Source organism: Candidatus Pantoea floridensis, from assembly GCF_900215435.1.
Taxonomy (GTDB): Bacteria; Pseudomonadota; Gammaproteobacteria; order Enterobacterales; family Enterobacteriaceae; genus Pantoea; species Pantoea floridensis.
The window spans coordinates 308,506-322,887 of record NZ_OCMY01000002.1 but is presented as its reverse complement, the minus strand read 5'-3'; the positions used below and the strand labels follow the sequence as shown (position 1 = coordinate 322,887).

The window sequence follows — 14,382 nt, the reverse complement described above, 5'->3', positions numbered from 1 at the left end:
TTGCGCTCCAGTTCTTATCATTAGTGTTACTCCAATACCGCCATCAAGGGCAGGGAGAGAAACACGCATAACGCTGTTAAGCCACAAATGAGAAGGGCAATGATAATCATTTGCTTTAGATATTCTCGGAAGGTTTCCTCTGCAATTGTAATAATATGTGTACTTGATAAATATCAATTGGTTATGTATGAAAATAACCCGTTAATTGCCAACGTTTTCACATTTATTTGGCACGTAGGGTGAATTCTGAAGACGTTTGCGGGTCTGGAAAAGCGTTATTCCCGGAATGAAATGCGTGTGGAGGGGATAAAAGCGTCGGAAGAGTTGCTAAGTTCATGCTAATGCGTATGATTCTCATTCTTCTTGTGTTTTCCGTACGCGCACAGGTGCTACGGGGCCGTTCATCCATTGATGGAGTTGAGCATGAAATCGTTATTTAGCCCGCGCAAAGCGGCCGTTGCTGCAGCGGTTGTTGCCGCATTCAGCCTGACCGCTTGTCAGGCACCCGCTAAAAAAGCTGAAGCGCCAGCTGCTGCCGCCAAGCCTGCTGATACTGCGTTGACCCAACGCACGCTGGGTGACGGACTGTATGAAATGGCGTACTCGCCTGCTGCGAAAGCGCTCTATGTTGCCAGTGCTCAGAGCTTCAAAGACGTCAACGGCGGCGTGATTTACCGCCTCGATCCCACCACTTTGGCGACCAAAGGGGTAACGCATACCGATCTGAAAAACTTCGGTACCGCGATTGATGAAGAAGGCAGCGTGTTCTACACCACCAACTCGCTGGATGGCGCCCTCTCCAAAGTGGACGCGCAAACGGGGAAGGTTTTGCAGCGTTTAGTCTTCCCAGGTAAGAAAGATAAAGAAGGTTATCCGGCGGGCGCGCGTGAAGTGCTGTGGCACGGTAACGAGTTATATGTCGGCCGCGTGGCGGATCCCGGTTATATCTCCGTGGTTGACGAGAAAAGCTTTAAGCTGAAAGCAACCATCCAGAATGCGGGCAAATGGGTAACCGGTATCATCTATTCACCGCTGACGGAGCGTATTTATGCCACCAACGGTGCAGGTGAGATTTTGGTGATCAATCCACGTACGCATAAGATTGAAAAACGCTGGACTGCGGGCGATGGCAAAGAGTACCTGTTCCTGAACATGGCGGAAGACCCGGACACCGGTCGACTGTTTGTTACCGATGATTCGAAAGGCAAGACCACGCTGGTATTCGATGAGCGTACTGGCAAAGTGATTAAACGCATCGAAGGTGATGCGCTGGGCATCAAGTTTAATGCTAAGCGTAATGAGATCTACATTAGCCAGCGCGAATCGAAGAAAGTGCTGCAGCTGGATGCCACCACCTATGCGGTGAAAAACAGCTGGTCGTTTGATAACCATCCAAATAGCCTGCTGATTGGTCCGGACAACAATACTTTGTATGTCACGCTGAAAGCGGAGTTCAATAAAGACTCCTCCACTAAAGGCCAGGATCAGATTGCGCGTATCTCACTGAAATAAGATTGTGGTTGCAGCGTTAATTATGCCCTCGTAAGAGGGCATTTTTGTTTCTCATGGCTTATAACCAAGCAGGAAAAGATTCTGTTCACTGTTATCTCTTAATAAGGCGCTGGTTATGTTTAAAGGTTTAAGTGCGTTTCCTCTGACTCCGCTGAATGCTTCTGGTATCGACGAAAAAGCTTTTCTTAACATCCTCAAAAGGCTAACTGATGCTCAAGTAGATTCGCTTGGCATATTAGGTTCCACCGGCAGCTACGCCTATTTTACGCGTGAACAGCGCAAGCGCATTGCTACCCTGGCCGTTCAGCATGCGGATAACATTCCGGTGATGGTAAGTATTGGCGCAATAAGTACTGATGAGGTGCTGCGGCTGGCCGATGATGCGCAGCAGGCTGGCGCGAGTGCCTTATTACTACCGGCCGTTTCGTATCAAAAATTGAATGATGAAGAGGTGTTTGGCTTTTATCAGGATGTCTCGCGGCATGTGTCACTGCCGATCTGCGTTTACGATAATCCCGGTACGACCCACACTGTTTTCTCTGATGCGTTACATGCCCGCATCGCCACGCTGCCACATATTGCTTCCATCAAAATCCCCGGCGTACCTGCGGATATTGCAGCCGCCACGGAGCGGGTACAGGCATTGCGTGCAGACTTCCCAGCACGCGTCTCGATTGGCGTGAGCGGCGATGCGTTCGCGGGTGCAGGGCTGATCGCCGGTTGCGACCTGTGGTATTCGGTGTGTGGCGGACTGTTCCCGCGCACCGCTAAAGCCATCACTGATGCGGCAATGGCGGGAGATTTTGCTAGCGTTGCCGCACAGGCACAACGTCTGGCACCGCTTTGGGCGCTGTTTACCAGGCACGGCGGAAGTCTTCGCGTCATCGCCGCCGCAGCAAGCAATTTGGGACTGGCAGAGATGGATTGTCTGCCGCGGCCGTTGCGACCGCTAGCTGCCGCCGAGGCTGCCGAAGTCCATAAAGTGATTGTCGGGCTGGAATTGGGTGAGTGATAGTTAGGTAATTAACTGTGATCGCACTAATAGTTAATCTGATAATAGTTTCATTGGTTATCATTGTTTCCATCGAAGGCACACAGCCTTCACAACAAACACCTAAAGGATTATGACCATGAAAACTATCAAAACACTGACTATCGCTGCTGCCGCCGCTCTTTCATTGATGTCTGCTGCGAGCTTCGCACAAACCGTTTCCGCCACTTCGCTGACTCTGGATGGTGCTGAGGCCAAAATTGCTGCGCAGGCCAAACAGAATGGCGAGCAATATCGCATCCTGGAAGCCAGCAACGGTAATGTCGTACACATGACGGCTGAACTGTATAAATAAAGGATGGTTGCATACGGATGTGCCAGAACAGGTCGCCTACGGGCGGCCTTTTTTGTATATAAAACTCGCCGAAGCGTATAGTTACGTAAGTTATCGTGATCGCACTAATGGTTAATATTGAAACGATAACCTGAGTTATTATTATTTTCATCGAAGGCACACAGCCTTCTTAATAAACCACTAAGGATTATGACCATGAAAACCATCAAAACACTGTCTATCGCCGCCGTTGCCGCTCTTTCACTGATGTCTGCTGCCAGCTTTGCACAAAGCATTTCAGTTGAGTCATCAACGCTTGATGGCGCAGAAGCGAAAATTGCCGCTCAGGCACAGCAGCAGGGCGCACAGTATAAAATTACTGAAGCTAACACCAATAACCGCGTTCACATGACTGCTGAGCTGTACAAATAAGTCTCTGAATAGACGTTGTGTTAAGGCCGCCTCCGGGCGGCTTTGCTGTATCTGGATGTCCGTAAATGGTCTGCACCTGTCCCACGCTTGCGAGGCGTGGTGTGTAATATCGTTGCAGTCCTCAGTTAATCGGATATGTCATGAAAACGTATGTCAGTAAAAATTACACACCCGCTAATGCATGGGATGCGCTAGACATCGCAAATTTCTCAGGCACCAGCGTGCGTTTGCACTGGACCAATCAACCTTACAAATGGCACATCAATGACGGAGAAGAAGTGTTTGCGGTGCTGGATGGCACGGTAGAGATGCATTACCGCGAAGCGGGAGAGGTGCAAAGCGTGTTGCTCAATACCGGCGATATCTTTTATGCCAGCATCGGCACTGAACATGTCGCGCATCCGCAAGGCGAAGCGCGCGTGCTGGTGATTGAGAAAGCGGGCTCGATTTAGTCGGCTGCCACAGCCGTGCTTATGAATCGTGCAAAAAGTAACCGCGCGCGTGTATCAGGCGCTGTATGCAGTAAGAAGAGTTTTATCCACAGGATAACGCCGACTCTACGCACGGGGATTGTGGATAACCTTATTAGCGGTGCCCTTTAAGGGCACCGCACCGTTAACGCATCGCATCCACAAAGCGACGAGTGATCTGTTGCGGACGCGTAATCGCACCGCCGACCACCACCGCATGCGCCCCAAGGGCGAGGCAGCGTGCCGCCATAGCTGGCGTTTCAACATTCCCTTCGGCAATCACCGGCACGTTGACCGCTGCAAGCACGTCGCGCAGAAAGCGGTACTCATTGGCCGCCAAATAACAGCCTTGCGTTTCCGCGGTGTAACCGTGCAGCGTGGTGCCCACGCAGTCAAAGCCTAACTGAGATGCCTGACGGGCCTCTTCAACCGTAGCAATGTCGGCCATCAGCAGCAGCTGTGGATAGCGCTGGCGAATTGCTGCCACCAGCGCGGGCAGCTGCAGGTCGCCAGAGCGTTGATGGAACGTAGCATCCAGAGCAATCATCGCGGGGTTCGCCACCATCAGCTCATCCACTTCTTGCAAGGTGGCGGTGATATAGACATCGCTGCCGGGATAGTCGCGCTTGATAATGGCAATAATCGGCAGATTTACGGTTTGCATAATCTGCTGCACGTCAATCAGGCTATTAGCGCGAATCGCTGCCGCGCCGCCTTCTTTGGCCGCCAACGCCATGCGCGACATAATAAATGGACTGTGCAACGGCTCATTTTCCAGCGCCTGGCACGAGACCACCAGTTTTCCTTTAATCTGTGCCAGCATGGGTGCTTTCATAGCGCGAGTAACTCCTCTACTTCATTTTTGATAATGGTGACGTGCGGACCATAAATTACCTGCACGCCTTTGCCACGTTGGATCACCGCGCGGGCGCCGGTGGCTTTCAGTGCGTCTTCATTGAGTTTGCTGCCATCCAGCAGGGTGATACGCAAGCGTGTGGCGCAGCAATCCAGCTCGACAATATTCGCTTTGCCGCCTAATGCGGCGATCACCTGCTGTGGACGCTCGCCAACCACCAAGGGAGCGCTTTCGATGTTGCTGTCTTCGCGGCCGGGAGTTTTGAAATTGAAACGGCTAATCAGCAGGCGGAAGGAAAAGTAATAGAGCAGGAACCACGGCACGCCAACCAGCGGTACATACCACCAATGGGTTTTCGCTTCGCCCTGTAATACGCCGAAAAGAATGAAATCAATCAGGCCGCCGGAGAATGTCTGGCCGATGGTGATATGCAGGAGGTGGGCGATCATAAACGCCAGGCCATCGAACAGGGCGTGAATCACGTAGAGCACCGGCGCAACGAAGAGAAATGAGAACTCAATCGGTTCGGTAATGCCCGTGAGGAAGGAGGTTAACGCCGCTGATAACAACAAGCCGGCCACGCGCTTACGATTTTCCGGTCTGGCGGTGTGATACATCGCCAGACATGCGCCAATCAGGCCAAACATCATGGTGATGAAGCGACCGGACATAAAGCGTGATGTACCGACATAGAATTGCTGCGTAGTGGGATCGGCGAGCTGGGCGAAGAAGATACGCTGCGTCCCTTCCACCAAATGCCCATTGATCACTTCGCTCCCTCCAAGCGCTGTGGTCCAGAATGGCAGATAGAAGATGTGATGCAGGCCAAACGGGCCGAGCATGCGCAGCACGAAGCCGTAAATAAAGGTGCCGAAATAGCCGGTTGCATCCACTAACCCGCCCAGACCAAAAATCAACTTTTGAAAGTGCGGCCAGACGATAGTCATCGCCGCACCGACTAAAATGGCGGCCAACGAACTGATGATCGGCACGAAACGCGAGCCGCCAAAGAAGCCAAGAAACTGCGGCAGCGCAATTTTGTTGTAACGGTTGTGCAGTATTGCCGTCACCAAGCCAATAATTACGCCACCAAACACGCCCGTTTCCAGCGTCTGAATGCCGAGTGCCATGCCTTGTCCCACCGCGCTGAGATGGCTTTCTGCCATCACGCCGGTTAGCGTGAGGAGCGCGTTGATGGTGGCATTCATCACCAGATAAGCCAGTAGCGAGGCAAGACCCGCAGTCCCTTTATCACCTTTGGCCAATCCTACCGCGACACCCACCGCAAACAGCACCGCGAGGTTGGCAAACACCACCGAACCGGCACTCGCCATGATTGTGAACACGCCCTGTAGCCAGGCAACATCGAGAAATGGATAGGCTTGAATCGTGTTGGGATTGGAGAGGGCGCCGCCAATACCCAGCAGCAATCCCGCCGCCGGGAGAACGGCAATTGGCAACATAAACGACTTACCAAAGCGCTGGGCTTTTTCAAACCAGCTGCCTGAGGAAGCACCGCTAAAGTGTGATGACATAAATTTTTATCCTTGATGAGCTATTGTGGTAAAAATTATTACCACAATTTAATTCATCAGATGAAAATTTCCATCATTATTGTGATAGCTTTCACTTATGCCCTAATCTGCTGCACACTGTGCGCCATCAACGACGCGAAAAGGGAAGGCTGCCATGACGGACAATGAAAACATCTTGCTGCACCTGCGACAGGGATTGCCGGGCTACAGCCCAACGCTGCAAAAGTTGGGCGATTTCATACTCACCGAACCGCAGAGAGTGTTGTATCTCACCATCACCGAGCTGGCGCGCGAGACCGAAACCAGCGAAGCCAGCGTGACGCGTCTCTGCCGTCATTTGGGCTGCAAAGGTTATACCGAATTCAAAATGGCGCTGGCGCTGGATGTACAGCACAGCCAGCCCGCGGCGATCGCCAGCGGTGATAGCATCGACATGCTGGTAGAAGAAACCGTGCAGGCATTACGCGATACCGGAAAATTCATTCATCGCGAAGTGCTTCAGCAGGCGGTAGATGCGCTGCATCAGGCCAAATCGATCCAGATTTACGGCGTAGCCGCCAGTGCGATCACCGGTGAATATTTGCACTATCGTTTGTTGCGCTTAGGTAAATCGGCACAGCTATTTGGTGATATGCATCGCGCGGCGATGAACGCCTCGACTTTATCCACGGGCGATTTGGTGATCGCTATCTCTGCTTCCGGATCGACTAAAGATGTGATGCACGTGGTGAAGGTGGCAAAAAAGCAGGGCGCTCAGGTGCTGATGTTGAGTAATACGCTGCGCAGTCCGATGGGCAGTTTAGCGGATATGTTGCTGGTGGCCGCGCGCCCCGAGGGGCCGTTCAATGCCGGAGCGCTGGGCGGTAAAGTGGGAGCGATGCTGCTGGTAGAAGTGCTGATTAATGAACTGATGACGCACGATGCGCGTTATCTGGCGGCAAGTCAGCAAACGGCCACTGCGACCTTGCCGATGTTGATCTGAGCTGTGTGCTTAACGGTCGCCATAAATGGCGTAATGCTCGTCAGTTAAGCGTGAATCGGTCACCATGAATGGTGACCCTACGTGGATATCGCCGGGTTTTCGTAGGGTGAGCATTCATGCGCACCTGCATAAACAGGCATTTTTTTGCTTAAGTGAGCGGCATTACGCCATAAATGGCGACCCTACGAAGTTGTAGGCGCACCGTTTCAAATCACTCGCTGGCTAATGCCGCGACCGGATCCATGCGCGCCGCTTTGCGGGCCGGCAAGTAGCCAAAAATCATGCCGATAATGGTGGAGCAGGCAAAGGCTGCGCCTGCCGATTGCCACGAGAATATTGCGGTGATCATGCCGCCCGCCAGCAGGCTAATAATGGGGCCAATCACCAGCGCTAACGCGACGCCGAGCGATCCGCCGACCAGGCATACCAGCACCGCTTCAATCATAAATTGCTGCATAATGTCACCACGCCGCGCGCCAACCGCCATGCGCACGCCGATTTCGTGGGTACGTTCCGTGACCGACACCAGCATGATGTTCATCACGCCAATGCTGCCAATCATCAGCGCAATTGATGCCACTAACAGAATCAACAAGGTTAACGTTGCCGCCGCATCTTCAATGGCTTTACGGTATTTATCGCGGTTAAACATCAGGAAATCTTTGGTGCCGTGTCGCGTAGTCAGTAGTTGCGTCAACGACTCCACCGCCGGGCCGCTGACCACGTCATCTTTTAACTTAATGCTGATGCTGGTAAGCGCAGTCTGCCCGCTGATGCGATACATCACCGTGCTCCACGGCAGCCAGACGCTGAGCCGGTTAGGTGACATGCCATCATTATTATCCGCGACGCCAATGACGCGCACCGGCACTGAACCCAATACGATCATTTTGCCAATTGGGCTGTCGCCGTGTTCACCAAACAGCTTGTTGCGCGTGTTGGTATCAATGATGATCTCCTGGCGTGCATGGCGTTCATCACTGAAGTTGCTGCCCTCCAGCAGTTTGATACCCTGAATCTGGAAATATTCTTTACCCACGCCATACACCGAGGTCTTCGAGGCGTTAGAGAGATAGCGGATGGGTTGGCTGGCGATCATCTCCGGACTGACAGCAGCGACAAACTGTTGACGCGCAATCACTTCCGCATCTGCCATCACCAGGGTCAAAACCGGGTGCGCTTCATCTTCGACAAAATCGCCACCGGCGTACACCGACACCACGTTGGTGCCGAGACCGGAGATACTCTCCAGCGTTTTTTGCCGTGCGCCCTGGCCGAGTGCTACCACCGTAACCACCGCCGCGATGCCAAAAATAATGCCGGTCATGGTCAATGCGGTACGGAGCCGATGTGCGTTCATGGCATTCAACGCCATGCGCAGCGATTCACGCAAGCGATCAACCCATCCGCGCAATTTGCTCTGACTTTTTCGGGCCGCGGGGATATAACGCGCGCGCGTCGTGTCCTGTTTGCGACCGCTATCGGCAAAAATCTCACCATCCTGGATCTCAATAATACGATCGGCGTGCTGTGCCACTTTCATATCATGCGTCACGATGATCACGGTGTGACCTTCACGATTGAGATCGTGCAGGATACGCAGCACCTCTTCACCGGAATGTGAGTCCAGCGCGCCAGTCGGTTCATCGGCGAGAATGATTTCAGCACCGTTGATCAGCGCGCGCGCAATGCTCACGCGCTGCTGCTGGCCGCCGGAAAGTTCACCCGGTTTGTGATGTTCGCGTCCTTCCAGACCCAAACGTGCCAGCAGCGCCGCCGCCCGTTGCAGCCGCGCTTTGCCTTGCAGATTGGCGTAAATGGAGGGAATTTCAACGTTGCTTAAAGCGCTAAGGTCCGGCATTAAATGATAGCGCTGGAAGATAAAGCCAATATGTTCACGCCGCACTTTCGCCAGCGCGTCCGGTGATAACGTGGCGGTATGCTGGCCGCCAATCAAATAATCGCCGCTGTCCGGCGCATCAAGACAGCCAAGAATATTCAGCAGCGTGGATTTTCCCGAGCCGGAAGGTCCAATGATCGCTACCAACTCGCCGCTGGCGATGCTCAGGTTAATGTTTTTCAGCACGTGCAGAGATTGCGAACCGTTAACATAGCTGCGCTGAATGTTTTTCAGTTCGATGATATTCACATCACCACCTTGTCTGCGCCCGCCGTCTGGGTAGCAAGAATCACTTTTTCACCGGTTGTTAATCCGCTCAGCACCTGAATATCAACACTGTCAGAAATGCCGGTGGTGATAAGACGTTTAACCGGCTTATTTTCTGCATCAGGGATTTCGACGTAAGTTTTACCGTCGGCATCTTTCTTTGTCGCCTGCACCGGCACCAGCAGGGTATTTTTAGCGGCATCGCGCAGCAGATTGACCTGCGCCGTCATGGAGATGCGTAGCGCATTGTCCGGGTTCGGCACATCGAGCAGGGCGTTGTAATAGACTGCGGCGTTCGTCGTGCTGCTCGGCGTGCTTTCACTGTTGCCCATCAGCGCATCATCTTTCATCACCGATTCGGGGGCCAGTTCGAGGCTGCGCAAAGTGGCGTTATAGCGCTTATCCGGGTTGGAGAAAGTTGTGAACCACGCCTTTTGGCCTGGCTGAACGTTATTGATGTCTGCTTCAGAAATCTGCACTTTGATGGTCATGGTGCCCAGCTGCGCCAGCTTGGCGATAGTCGGCGCGGTTTGCACGGCATTCACCGTCTGGCCTTGTTTGGTGACAATGGCGACCACGGTGCCGTCCATCGGCGCCATGATGCGGGTGTAACCGAGATCGAGCTGTTTCTTATCTACCTCAATTTGTGCCTGAATCACGCGCGCTTTCTGTGCCGTCAGCTCCGCCTGCGCAATGCTCCACGCTTCTGCGGCTTCGTCAAAATCCTGGCGCGATACCGCATTGGTTTTAATCATCTGCTGCAAACGTTTGAACTGCGCCGACTGTCGCACCAGCGTGGCTTCACGCGTCGCTAAATCGGCCTGCGCTACGCTAAGCGCTGCCTGAGCATTGCGCAAATCGCTACGCTGGGGCTGATCGTCAATCTCGGCAATCAGCTCTCCTTTACGCACGTTGTCGCCGGTCTTGATATAGAGTTTTTTTACCTGACCGGAGACCTGAGCCCCCACATTGACGCGTTCCACCGCATCCATTTTGCCGGTTGCGGCAATCACATTTTCGATGTCGCCCTGGCGCACCACGGCGGTCACAACGGTATTCGGTTTAGTGCCTGAACCGGCGTAGTGCCAGATGAGCAGCAGGATAATGAGCAGCGCGAGCGCGATCGACAACCACTTCTTTGAGATATTGAGCATAAGCGTCCCTTTTATGAAGTGAGAATCATAATCATTAAATGGGACAAACTGGAGAAAATTCGCCGGTTTTTTGCCAGCAGTACGTGGCAGTGGAATAAAAGTAAATTTTTCCGAATAGAAATGTGAGTTGAGTTGTTTACAGCCTATCTGAGTCACTTTTTAACTCAGTACAACTTAGCGTTACATGTCACTCCGTGAGGAAAAATGATGAAGACGATAATGAAGTTACGTTGGTTAGCGATGCCGGCTTTGCTGTTGGCGCTGCATGTACCGGCTGCACTGGCGATGGGCGACGATGATAGCGACAAAAAAACGCCGGATTGCCCGAAAGGTCAGGTTTATGACAGTAAATCCAAATCCTGCGTGCCAGAAAAAACCAGCATGCTGAGCGACAGTGATAAGACCCAATACGCCTATCATCTGGCGAAAAAAGGCGAATACCAGGCTGCATTAACTCTGTTGGATACGTTACATAATCAGAACACGAAAGAAGCGTGGAATTATCGTGGTTATGCCACGCGCAAGCTGGGACGCACCGATGAAGGTATGCGTTATTATCAGAAATCGATCGCGCTGGATCCCAAATATGCCAAAGTGCGCGAATACCTCGGGGAAGCCTGGATGATCAAAGGTCGTCCGGATCTGGCGCAAGAGCAGCTCACCATTATTAAATCGTTATGTGGCGTTGATTGCGAAGAGTACCGCGATTTACACGCGGCCATTCAGGGACATCCTGAAGCCTGACGATGTCGGCTATTGGAGGAGAAAAAAATCACCAGCACTGAAGTTCGTCAGCATTTAGCCGCGCATCTGGCACGCATGTGGCGTTACGCGATGGTGTTATCACGTAATCGCGACGTGGCCGAAGAACTGGTGCAGTCTACCTGCGTGCGGGCGCTCGAGCGCGCTCACCACTACACGCCGGGCACGCGCATCGACCGCTGGTTATTTACCGTGCTGCACTCAGTGTGGATTAACGAACTTCGGGCGCAGCGGGTTCGCGTGGGACAAGGTTTCGTCGATAGCGATGAGTTGGTGGCACCCGATCTGCAGACGCTCAGCGATGAGCGCTTGCAGTACGCCAATGTGATGCAGCGCGTTGGTCAGCTGCCGGAAGCACAGCGTAACGCGGTCTTTCTGGTTTACGTTGAAGGCTTTACCTACCAGGAGGCCGCCGCTACGCTGGCGGTGCCCATTGGTACCATCATGAGCCGCCTCGCCGCGGCGCGTAGCACCTTGGCCGGCGCCATCACCGCGCGGCCAGAGATAAGGGAGAAACGTTTGTGAAGGCAGCTCGTTTTAATTCGCCCTACGCGGATGAGGCCATCGTTGCCTGGCTGGATGGTGAGATGCATGTGGAAGACGCGCAGGCGTTTGAAACCGAACTTAAGCGCAGCGAGACGCTCTCGGCGCGCACGGCGGAGTTGATGCAAAGCAATCAACCTTTTGCCGAGGCGTTTGCCTCTTTGCTGGAAGCTGCACCGCAGGCGCGCATGGCGCAACGGTTAGAATATCTGCTGGCTCATACGCCAGCCACGCCGCAGAAAATGCCCGCCCAGGTGAGCCGTCGCGCGATGATTGCCGCTTCCGTCAGCTTTTTGCTGATTGGTGGAGGTCTGGGATTTCTGACGCGTCCCACAGCGCAGGCAGAAAAGGGGGAAAGCGCCAACATTCGTGAGCTGGAAGCGCAGTATATGTCGCTTTACAGCACCGAAACGCTGGCAGACGTCGACAGTTCACCGCAGATGTTACAACGTTCGCTGGCGCGAACCGCGCGCGATCTTGATCTGCACCTCACTCCCGCGCAGTTAACTCTGCCGGAAGCGAATCTGAAAAGCGTGCGCATGCTGCGTTATGACGATGTGTTAATCACGCAGATCGCCTGGAATCACAGCAATTACGGTCCGATGGCGCTGTGCATTTCCCGCGAAGATCATCAGCAGTCCACCGAGCTGGTGCAGGAAAAAAGGCAGGGCATGAATGTCGTGTGGTGGCATCGTGCGGGTTATCAGTATGTTTTGATTGGACGCAATCCGGCGGAGCAGTTAAAAAAGTCGGCGCAGGCGTTAAGCCGAACGTTAATGGCGTAATGCCGATCAGTTAAGCACCGTATCAAATCACCGCACCTTTCGTAGCGGCGCAATGAATTGCGCCGCTACAAGGTGTGCGCTCGGTAATGAGGGTTTTCATGTCTTAACTAACCAGCATTAGGCTCCTCATGGCCACCTGGTTTACGCGTGCCTACCTTATAGATCGAGCTGGGTTTTCAGCAACGCAATCTCCTCGCGCCACTGCGCCTGCAACGCCGGCTTTTGATGTTTAGGCTTGCGCGCCAGATCCTCATCCAGTTTGCTTTCGACGTGCAAAAGTGCCAACAGCAGGGCATCTTCATCCAGCGCTTGAGCCGTCGCGGGACGGGCAATCGCGTCAGATTTCGCTACTGATTGCTCAGTACGCATGCGCTCGGTGACTACATCAAAATCTTGCCATTCACTCAGCCGCCGATCCTCAATCAGCCAGAAGCGATTACAGCTGTTGGCGATTAACTGACGATCGTGTGATACCAGCAGCACCGCGCCTTCGAAATGATTTAGCGCCTCCGCCAGCTCCTCTTTTCCTACCATATCCAGGTGGTTGGTTGGTTCGTCGAGCAGAAGCAGCGAATAGCGTGCCAGCGTTAATCCCACAAACAGTAAGCGCGAACGCTCTCCGCCGCTCAGTGAAGCAATTAACTGCTGATGGCGTAAATAGGGGAAACCGGCAGCGATCAGCGCCATTTTACGCTGCTCATCGTTGAGTGGCGCAAACTGGCAAAGCGCGTCGGAAAGGGTCGCATTATCTTGCAGCTGATGCAGGCTCTGATCGTAATAGCCAAGGCGCACACGCGGATGAAACAGCGCGCTGTCGGTGTGCTGATATTCACGCCACAGCTGACGCAGCAGTGACGACTTTCCCGAACCATTGCGGCCAACAATCGCCACGCGATCGCCACTTTTTACCTGCATTTCTGATAGAGAGAAGAGCGCGGACGCTCCTTCAGCAGGATGAATCATCATCTCTGGCAGCGCCAGCACGCGATTTGCGTCCAGCGCCTCGCCGTGCAGCTGAAGACGCCACAGCGAACCTTCACTCAGCGTGGTTTGCGCCTCTTTTAACCAGCCGGCACGTTTCTCCATTTGCTGTGCCTTGCGCGCCAAGCCTTCGTTATCATAGGTGCGCCCCCACATCGCCAGGCGTTTAGCGCTTTTCTCTACGCGTTCAATCTCCTTTTGCTCAGCCTGAAAGCGTTGCGCATCGGCTGCGTCTTGCTCAAGCAGCGCCTGTCGAGCCGCGCTACAGGGCAGACGGAAGAATTGCAGGCCGCGATCGCGCAGAATCCAGCTGCAATTGGTCACCCGATCAAGCAAGGTGCTGTCGTGAGAGACCAGCACAAAGCTGCCGCTCCAGCTATGCAGGAAATTTTCCAGCCACAGCAAAGTGGGAAGATCAAGATGGTTACTGGGCTCATCCAGCAGCAGCAAATCCGGCTGCAGAATCAATGCGCGCGCCAGGAGTAAGCGCATATGCTGACCGCCACTCAAGGTTTCGATACTTTGTGTTTGTTGTTGCGCGGTAAAACCCAAACTGCCAAGCAGTGCTTCCGCACGCCAGCGATCGATCTGGTGCGCTAATCGCGCCATTACGGCCTCAAGCAGCGTAGAAGAGTGCAGCGCATCTGGCAGATGTTGTTCAATGCGCGCCAGTAAACAGTGATTGGCCTGTGTTATGCAGCCGTGGCTGGCTTCCAGCTCACCACTGAGGATCTTCAACAGGGTACTTTTGCCAGTGCCGTTATCGCCCAGCAAACCAATGCGGTCGCCTTTTTTCAGGCTGAAATGAATATCGTGGAACAGGGTGCCGAAGGCGTTATCGAAGCCGATAGCCTGTGCAGATAGTAAAGTGCTCATGT

General features: G+C 53.5%; 14 protein-coding genes. 9 read left to right on the top strand and 5 right to left on the bottom strand.

All coding sequences use genetic code 11. From position 1 onward, the window contains the following. Positions 1-423: 423 nt before the first annotated feature. The 5 genes from CRO19_RS22100 (at position 424) to CRO19_RS22080 (ending at position 3,721) form a co-directional block, all read left to right on the top strand. Positions 424-1,512 (top strand): YncE family protein, encoded by a 1,089-nt coding sequence (locus tag CRO19_RS22100; RefSeq protein ID WP_097097983.1) that lies wholly within the window; start codon positions 424-426, stop codon positions 1,510-1,512. Positions 1,513-1,627: 115 nt separating this feature from the next. Further along, on the top strand, positions 1,628-2,524 hold the full coding sequence (locus tag CRO19_RS22095) for a dihydrodipicolinate synthase family protein (protein ID WP_097097982.1): 897 nt from the start codon (positions 1,628-1,630) through the stop codon (positions 2,522-2,524). 118 nt (positions 2,525-2,642) lie between these two features. Continuing rightward, positions 2,643-2,858, top strand: a complete 216-nt coding sequence (locus tag CRO19_RS22090; protein WP_097097981.1) for a YdgH/BhsA/McbA-like domain containing protein — start codon at positions 2,643-2,645, stop codon at positions 2,856-2,858. 195 nt (positions 2,859-3,053) lie between these two features. Then, positions 3,054-3,269, top strand: coding sequence for a YdgH/BhsA/McbA-like domain containing protein (locus CRO19_RS22085; protein ID WP_097097980.1), 216 nt, complete (start codon positions 3,054-3,056; stop codon positions 3,267-3,269). A gap of 140 nt (positions 3,270-3,409) precedes the next feature. Further along, positions 3,410-3,721: a cupin domain-containing protein gene (locus tag CRO19_RS22080; RefSeq protein ID WP_097097979.1), complete on the top strand. Its 312-nt coding sequence runs from the start codon at positions 3,410-3,412 to the stop codon at positions 3,719-3,721. Between the two features lie 163 nt (positions 3,722-3,884). Here the strand turns inward: CRO19_RS22080 and CRO19_RS22075 are convergent, their stop codons facing one another. Next, the gene (locus tag CRO19_RS22075) at positions 3,885-4,574 is read right to left on the bottom strand and encodes an N-acetylmannosamine-6-phosphate 2-epimerase (RefSeq protein WP_097097978.1); all 690 of its coding nucleotides are present in this window, start codon (positions 4,572-4,574) and stop codon (positions 3,885-3,887) included. After that, a complete protein-coding gene (locus CRO19_RS22070) occupies positions 4,571-6,130 on the bottom strand; it encodes a PTS transporter subunit EIIC (RefSeq protein ID WP_097097977.1) in 1,560 nt (519 codons plus the stop codon). Before CRO19_RS22070 ends, CRO19_RS22075 begins: the two co-directional genes overlap by 4 nt. 154 nt (positions 6,131-6,284) lie before the next feature. Here CRO19_RS22070 and CRO19_RS22065 point away from each other — a divergent pair, with 154 nt between their 5' ends. Then, the gene (locus CRO19_RS22065) at positions 6,285-7,112 is read left to right on the top strand and encodes a MurR/RpiR family transcriptional regulator (protein WP_097097976.1); all 828 of its coding nucleotides are present in this window, start codon (positions 6,285-6,287) and stop codon (positions 7,110-7,112) included. A 211-nt stretch (positions 7,113-7,323) separates the two neighbouring features. Here the strand turns inward: CRO19_RS22065 and CRO19_RS22060 are convergent, their stop codons facing one another. Together CRO19_RS22060 and CRO19_RS22055 are read right to left on the bottom strand one after the other, a co-directional pair. Then, positions 7,324-9,261, bottom strand: a complete 1,938-nt coding sequence (locus CRO19_RS22060; protein WP_097097975.1) for a MacB family efflux pump subunit — start codon at positions 9,259-9,261, stop codon at positions 7,324-7,326. Beyond that, the gene (locus CRO19_RS22055) at positions 9,258-10,433 is read right to left on the bottom strand and encodes an efflux RND transporter periplasmic adaptor subunit (protein WP_097097974.1); all 1,176 of its coding nucleotides are present in this window, start codon (positions 10,431-10,433) and stop codon (positions 9,258-9,260) included. The genes CRO19_RS22060 and CRO19_RS22055 overlap by 4 nt, the downstream gene beginning before the upstream one ends. 207 nt (positions 10,434-10,640) lie before the next feature. Between CRO19_RS22055 and CRO19_RS22050 the strand changes: the two genes are divergently transcribed. The 3 genes from CRO19_RS22050 to CRO19_RS22040 are packed head-to-tail and all read left to right on the top strand — an operon-like array spanning position 10,641 to position 12,523. Then, positions 10,641-11,177, top strand: coding sequence for a tetratricopeptide repeat protein (locus CRO19_RS22050; protein ID WP_097097973.1), 537 nt, complete (start codon positions 10,641-10,643; stop codon positions 11,175-11,177). A 12-nt stretch (positions 11,178-11,189) separates the two neighbouring features. Beyond that, positions 11,190-11,720, top strand: coding sequence for a sigma-70 family RNA polymerase sigma factor (locus CRO19_RS22045; RefSeq protein ID WP_097097972.1), 531 nt, complete (start codon positions 11,190-11,192; stop codon positions 11,718-11,720). Further along, the gene (locus CRO19_RS22040; RefSeq protein ID WP_097097971.1) at positions 11,717-12,523 is read left to right on the top strand and encodes an anti-sigma factor family protein; all 807 of its coding nucleotides are present in this window, start codon (positions 11,717-11,719) and stop codon (positions 12,521-12,523) included. The genes CRO19_RS22045 and CRO19_RS22040 overlap by 4 nt, the downstream gene beginning before the upstream one ends. A gap of 156 nt (positions 12,524-12,679) precedes the next feature. Here CRO19_RS22040 and CRO19_RS22035 read toward each other — a convergent pair whose 3' ends face one another. After that, the gene (locus tag CRO19_RS22035) at positions 12,680-14,380 is read right to left on the bottom strand and encodes an ABC-F family ATP-binding cassette domain-containing protein (RefSeq protein ID WP_097097970.1); all 1,701 of its coding nucleotides are present in this window, start codon (positions 14,378-14,380) and stop codon (positions 12,680-12,682) included. Between the last annotated feature and the right edge of the window lie 2 nt (positions 14,381-14,382).

Excerpts from the sequence above, each read along its gene's own strand:
- CRO19_RS22075 (WP_097097978.1), bottom strand. The coding sequence starts at position 4,574 with ATGAAAGCACCCATGCTGGCACAGATTAAAGGAAAACTGGTGGTCTCG.
- CRO19_RS22070 (WP_097097977.1), bottom strand. The coding sequence starts at position 6,130 with ATGTCATCACACTTTAGCGGTGCTTCCTCAGGCAGCTGGTTTGAAAAA.
- CRO19_RS22055 (WP_097097974.1), bottom strand. The coding sequence starts at position 10,433 with ATGCTCAATATCTCAAAGAAGTGGTTGTCGATCGCGCTCGCGCTGCTC.
- CRO19_RS22035 (WP_097097970.1), bottom strand. The coding sequence starts at position 14,380 with ATGAGCACTTTACTATCTGCACAGGCTATCGGCTTCGATAACGCCTTC.
- CRO19_RS22080 (WP_097097979.1), top strand. The coding sequence starts at position 3,410 with ATGAAAACGTATGTCAGTAAAAATTACACACCCGCTAATGCATGGGAT.
- CRO19_RS22065 (WP_097097976.1), top strand. The coding sequence starts at position 6,285 with ATGACGGACAATGAAAACATCTTGCTGCACCTGCGACAGGGATTGCCG.
- CRO19_RS22085 (WP_097097980.1), top strand. The coding sequence starts at position 3,054 with ATGAAAACCATCAAAACACTGTCTATCGCCGCCGTTGCCGCTCTTTCA.
- CRO19_RS22090 (WP_097097981.1), top strand. The coding sequence starts at position 2,643 with ATGAAAACTATCAAAACACTGACTATCGCTGCTGCCGCCGCTCTTTCA.
- CRO19_RS22095 (WP_097097982.1), top strand. The coding sequence starts at position 1,628 with ATGTTTAAAGGTTTAAGTGCGTTTCCTCTGACTCCGCTGAATGCTTCT.
- CRO19_RS22100 (WP_097097983.1), top strand. The coding sequence starts at position 424 with ATGAAATCGTTATTTAGCCCGCGCAAAGCGGCCGTTGCTGCAGCGGTT.
- CRO19_RS22050 (WP_097097973.1), top strand. The coding sequence starts at position 10,641 with ATGAAGACGATAATGAAGTTACGTTGGTTAGCGATGCCGGCTTTGCTG.